This window comes from Devosia psychrophila, from assembly GCF_000971275.1.
Classification (GTDB): Bacteria; Pseudomonadota; Alphaproteobacteria; order Rhizobiales; family Devosiaceae; genus Devosia; species Devosia psychrophila.
Map to the genome: position 1 here is coordinate 1 of NZ_LAPV01000163.1, position 5,099 is coordinate 5,099.

General features: G+C 60.7%; 4 protein-coding genes and 2 pseudogenes. 2 read left to right on the plus strand and 4 right to left on the minus strand.

Going from position 1 to position 5,099, the window contains the following annotated elements:
• Positions 1–165, plus strand: a pseudogene (locus WH91_RS25580) (TA system VapC family ribonuclease toxin); the annotation flags it as partial.
• A gap of 120 nt (positions 166–285) precedes the next feature.
• On the opposite strand, the gene WH91_RS18575 reads toward WH91_RS25580, so the two are convergent.
• From WH91_RS18575 to WH91_RS18590, 4 genes and pseudogenes are all read right to left on the minus strand, one after another.
• The gene (locus WH91_RS18575; RefSeq protein WP_046172512.1) at positions 286–552 is read right to left on the minus strand and encodes a WGR domain-containing protein; all 267 of its coding nucleotides are present in this window, start codon (positions 550–552) and stop codon (positions 286–288) included.
• A 249-nt stretch (positions 553–801) separates the two neighbouring features.
• The gene (traG, locus tag WH91_RS18580; RefSeq protein ID WP_046172513.1) at positions 802–2,712 is read right to left on the minus strand and encodes a Ti-type conjugative transfer system protein TraG; all 1,911 of its coding nucleotides are present in this window, start codon (positions 2,710–2,712) and stop codon (positions 802–804) included.
• Positions 2,708–2,914 (minus strand): annotated as a pseudogene (gene traD, locus WH91_RS18585) (conjugal transfer protein TraD); the annotation flags it as partial. The gene traG and the pseudogene traD, both read right to left, overlap by 5 nt.
• 4 nt (positions 2,915–2,918) lie before the next feature.
• A complete protein-coding gene (locus tag WH91_RS18590) occupies positions 2,919–3,164 on the minus strand; it encodes a TraC family protein (protein WP_046172515.1) in 246 nt (81 codons plus the stop codon).
• A gap of 246 nt (positions 3,165–3,410) precedes the next feature.
• Here WH91_RS18590 and traA point away from each other — a divergent pair.
• The coding region (gene traA, locus WH91_RS18595; RefSeq protein WP_046172516.1) for a Ti-type conjugative transfer relaxase TraA at positions 3,411–5,099 on the plus strand (1,689 nt) is incomplete at its 3' end.

Genomic DNA, 5,099 nt, shown 5'->3' on the forward strand with positions numbered 1-5,099 from the left:
ACGAAGATAATGACGTCGGGACAGGTCACGGACATCTACCTTCTTGCCTCAGCCAAGGCCAAAGGCGGCCGGCTAGCGACATTTGACCGTCGGCTGTCTGTCGCAGCGGTAAAGGGCGGGAAAGCTGCTTTGCACCTCATCAGCACGAATTCGCAGCCGGCCTAGGTTGGAGCGTGGTGCGAATTGTCACCAAAGCCGTTGGGTCCGGCGCGGCGCCGGCGGCGAATCTCTGTCTTGGCCCGGATCGTTACGCGCCATTTTCCAGGCAACGGCGCCTCAGATTGTCTACTTATCCGGTGACATATCTTGCGTGACGTCGGAATAGCCCCGGCGGCGCTTCGACCGCACAATAGAATTTTTGATCTGCTCGGCCTGTTGGGTGTCGTCGAGGAGCTCGACCTTGCACTGACCCTTGGTGCCGATCCGTCCCCATTCACGAACCACCGAGCTGCCACCAAACAGGGTCGGTTGGATCGACAGTACATAGAACCGCGCCATGTTCCGGCTCGGGTCGATGCGGCGCAAATAGATATCTTGGGGTGTGCCAGTCATGCTGGGATTCTGACAATGGGCGGAAGCGCCGTCCAATCAGAGTTTGGAATCCGCAGGGCGCTTACGATTCACGTCGGTGATGGGCAAATGTCAGCGACTTCGCGGCCCTTTGTCGTTTTCCAGCCCACAGGGCCGAAGCGGATCGCACGATCCGCGCAGCATGGCGGAGGCCGGAACGCGTAGTTCATCCAGCGCCGAAGAGACGGCCGGAGCCCTGTGGAAACGGCACTCAACAAGGAGGCCTGCTCCTTAAGGTTGCTCAAACCTGTTCGTGTCCACCCGGCTCCGCATGTCCTTACGTCGGAACCATATAGCACGGCCGCAGCGGATCGGAGGATTGCCGGCGGTAAAGACGATCTGCTCGTCGGCGCGCATTTGTAGAACCTCATGGGGCAGGATCAGTGGGCGCCGCGACAGTTGCTTTGATCGGGTTCGCGATGATCCTGAGGATTTGGTGCTGGTGCTGATCTGGCGGACCTCGACGGTCGTGTCGCCGCAGCGCTTGGAGATATAGTCAGCGGTCTCAGGATCGTTGATCGCAGCGAACGACATCCAAGACGCGCTTTCGAACCATTTGCTCGTCGCGTCACGGCCACCATACGCCTCGCGCATCTGGCCGATTGACTGGAACAGCAGCACCAACGTGATGCCATATTTGCGTCCGGCGTCCCGCGCAGTTTCTAGAATACGCATGAAGCCAAGGCGGGCCACCTCATCGAGAAGGAACAGCGTCCTACCCTTGATCTTGCCGTTGCGATTGTAGATCGCGTTCATCAACGCGCCGATGATTACCCGAGCAAGGCCCGGGTGGTTCTCCAAGGTCTTGAGATCGAGATTGATGAAAATGTCGGTGGTGCCGGCGGCGAGGTCATCGGTCGAGAACGAGTCGCCCGAAACGAGGGCCGCATAGTTCTCGTAGCTCAGCCAATGGGTTTCCTTGGCCGCGGAGGCATAGACGCCAGAAAAGGTCTCGGGGGTCATATTGATGAATGGCGCAACGTTCTCCTTGACGAAGGTCGACCCGGAATTGTCGTAGATCGACTGCAGCCGCTGGCGTAGTTTGGGTTCGGGCTCGGCAAGATTGACGCGGACACGGCGCAGCGTTTGGTCCGCCACATCGACGTGCCCCGATAGACACACATCGGCGATCAGGGCCGTGAGCAGTTGCAGCGCTGCGCCGCGGAAGAAGTCATCGCGGGCCGAGCCGACGCGCGGCGCCTCGGTGATGATCCACGACGCAACTGCGGCGATATCCTCTTCCTTGCTACCGCCGAAACGGCCAATCCAGTCGAGGGCATTAAACCCGATCGTGGGGTTGACCGGATCGAGTGCAACCACTGTTCGGTGCGCTGCCCGGCGATGCCGGCTCACCATCGGCGCCACCTCGTTGGAAGGGTCCAGCACAACCAGACCATGGCCCCATTTCAGGGCTGTGGGGATCGTCACGGATGTCGTCTTGAAACCACCCGATCCAGCAAAGACGATGCCGTGGGTCGAGCCGAACGCACAGTCGAAGCATTGCAGTGGCGCCGTGCCGCCCGCACCCCAGCTTTCCTTGTCGTCGGCGCGAAAGGCACGGTCGGCCTCGACATCCTGGTCAACGCGGTAACGTTCGCCGATGACGATGCCGCCGGCTTCCGGGAACAGCTTTTTCGTTTCCCCCTTGCTCATCCAGTTGGAAGCACCGTGAACGGCGCGCGAGCCATTTATGCGTCTTGGTGACTTGCTGGCGAAAGCCCGATTGCCACGCGAAGCAACGCGCAGTCCAAACAACCCGGCGCCGAGGAAGAGCATCGCGCCGACCGTCGTCGCTGGATCGACAAAGTTTAGAACCGTGCCCGTCGGCACCTGATCGGCAAAGCTGGCAAGCCGGGTGGTTTCGCGCCAAATTGAAACCGCCACGCCGACGGTTGCGCCGCCAGCAACACCGCCGCCCACATAGCGGATCGTCGCCGACCCGGCTACCCCGAACAATATTATGACGCCCAGGCCGGCAGCGATGGCATAGGGCAGGGCAATGCCAATCCGGCCGAAGACCATTTGGGCGTCAGCGGTCGTTCCCAGACTTGCCGTCCATTGTTCGATCCCCGTCATCATCAAAACGGCGGCCGTCATCAGCAGAATTGGCAGTAGCAGCAACGTCAGCTTCTTGGGGGTCATTGCGGAAGGCTTCCTCTCCGATTGCCAACAAGCGAGCGCGTTCTTCGGCGTTGGCGGCCAGATTGCGTTTCGCCTCGATCAGCAGGCCGAGCAGTAGCGCCCGCTTCTCATAACGAAGCCCGGCCTTCGCGATCAGACCGCCGAGCTGAATTTTCTCCCTGGTGTCCTTCTTGCGGTCGTCAGTCCTGGCCAATTGCATCATCCGCTCAGTCCGCCTGAGTGCCGCTCTGAGGCGCGCCAGAAGCGGGCGCCTTCGCACCGGTCGCCTTGCGAAACCTTATGGACAGCTCCTCGAAGGATTTGACGAGGTCACCGTCCGCGATCTCGATATCGCCCAGGCCAGCCTTGAGAGCGAGACGTCCGATGCGCTCGGCCTCCCGTGTCTCTGCCTGTTTAAGCTGATCCTGAAGCTTGGCGATTTCGTCGCGGAGTTTGGTAGCGCGCTGTTTCACTGTCGTTTGCCCTTGGGTCGAAAAATGCCCCGAAGGACAACATAATCTTCCCTGCATGCGTGCGACCGCACACCCTATCAAATCCGATAGGTCGGCATCATTGAGCTTTTTTGCGATTATCCCACCGTTCCGAAGGAATGGTTCCAAGGGCGCAGTAATACGTTGCGAGGCAACGTTGCGGGCTCCGCCGCTAGGCAAGAACCAGTTCGGGTGGACAGCGATCATCACTGCCGGAGCTGCACCGTCTTGGCCATCACCCACTTCACGCCCCAACTCATCAGTCGCGGTTCCGGCCGCAGCGCGGTCGCTGCCGCTGCTTATCGGCATTGCGCGCGTATGGAGCATGAGGGCGAGGGAAGGGTAGTCGACTATTCGCGCAAGCCGGGAATGGTGCACGAAGAGTTTGTGCTACCGCCAGACGCTCCGGCATGGGCGCAGACGATGATCGCCGATCGCTCCGTAGCTGGCGCAGCAGAGGCGTTCTGGAACAGGGTTGAGAGTTTCGAGAAGCGTGCTGATGCGCAACTGGCCAAGGAGTTCATCCTGGCGCTGCCAGTCGAGCTGACCACAGATCAAAACGTCTCGCTAACGCGCGTGTTCGTTTCCGAGCAGATTCTTGCCCGTGGCATTGTCGCGGACTGGGTCTACCATGACGTTCCAGGTAACCCCCATGTCCATCTGATGACAACCCTGCGGCCGCTGACCGACGACGGTTTTGGTGCCAAAAAGGTGCCGGTGATCGGCGAAGATGGCGCGGTAGTCCGCACCAAATTCGGGCAGATTGTCTATCGGCTCTGGGCCGGCGACAAGGATGACTTCCTGGCCATTCGCCAGGCCTGGTACAATCGTCAAAACCATCACCTCGCGCTCAATGGCCATGACGTTCGGGTTGACGGCCGCTCCTATGCGGAGCGCGGCATCGACATCGCGCCAACCATCCATATCGGTGTTACCGCCAAGGCGATCCAGCGGCAGGCCGAGCGTGAGGGTCGCGATGCTGAGCTCGACCGGCTGCGGCTGTTCGAAGCGCAGCGCCAAAAATCAGCACGCAAGATTGAACGCGATCCCGCTGTCGTGCTCGACATTGTCAGCCGGGAGAAAAGTGTGTTCGACGAGCGCGACCTGGCAAAGGTCGTCCATCGTTACATCGATGGTGTCAGCACCTTCAACACCATCATGGCACGAATACTCCGGGATCCCGAGATCGTCCGGCTGGAACGCGAGCGCGTAGATCTCGACACCGGTGAGATTCTACGATCCCGTTACACCACGCGCGCCATGATCCGCATCGAAGCCGGCATGGCGGACAATGCGATGCGGCTTGCCGAGGGCAGGGGCTTTGCGGTCGAGCGGGCAGTCCTAAAAACAGTATTCCGGCGGCATGCCAGGCTCTCCGGCGAACAACGCTCTGCGATCGAGCATGTGACCGGATACGAACGGATCGCCGCCGTGGTCGGTCGCGCCGGAGCCGGCAAGACCACGATGATGTCAGCCGCGCGCGAGGCCTGGGAAGCGGCTGGCTATCGCGTGCTCGGCGCTGCATTGGCCGGTAAGGCCGCCGAGGGGTTGGAGAGAGAAGCCGGTATCGAAAGCCGGACGTTGTCCTCCTGGCAATTGCGCTGGAGCAAGGGTCGCGATCTACTCGATCAGCGTACAGTGTTTGTGCTTGACGAAGCGGGCATGGTGTCCTCGCGGCAGATGGCAGAATTTGTGTCGGCCGTGTTGGCGGCCGGCGCGAAATTGGTGTTGGTCGGCGATCCCGAACAGCTGCAGCCCATCGAGGCCGGCGCCGCTTTCCGTGGCTTGGTCGATCGCATCGGCTATGCGGAACTGGAAAATATCTACCGTCAGAAGCAGCAATGGATGCGCGATGCCTCGCTCGATCTTGCGCGCGGCAATGTGCGCGAAGCCATCACGCGGTATGCCGATCAGGGG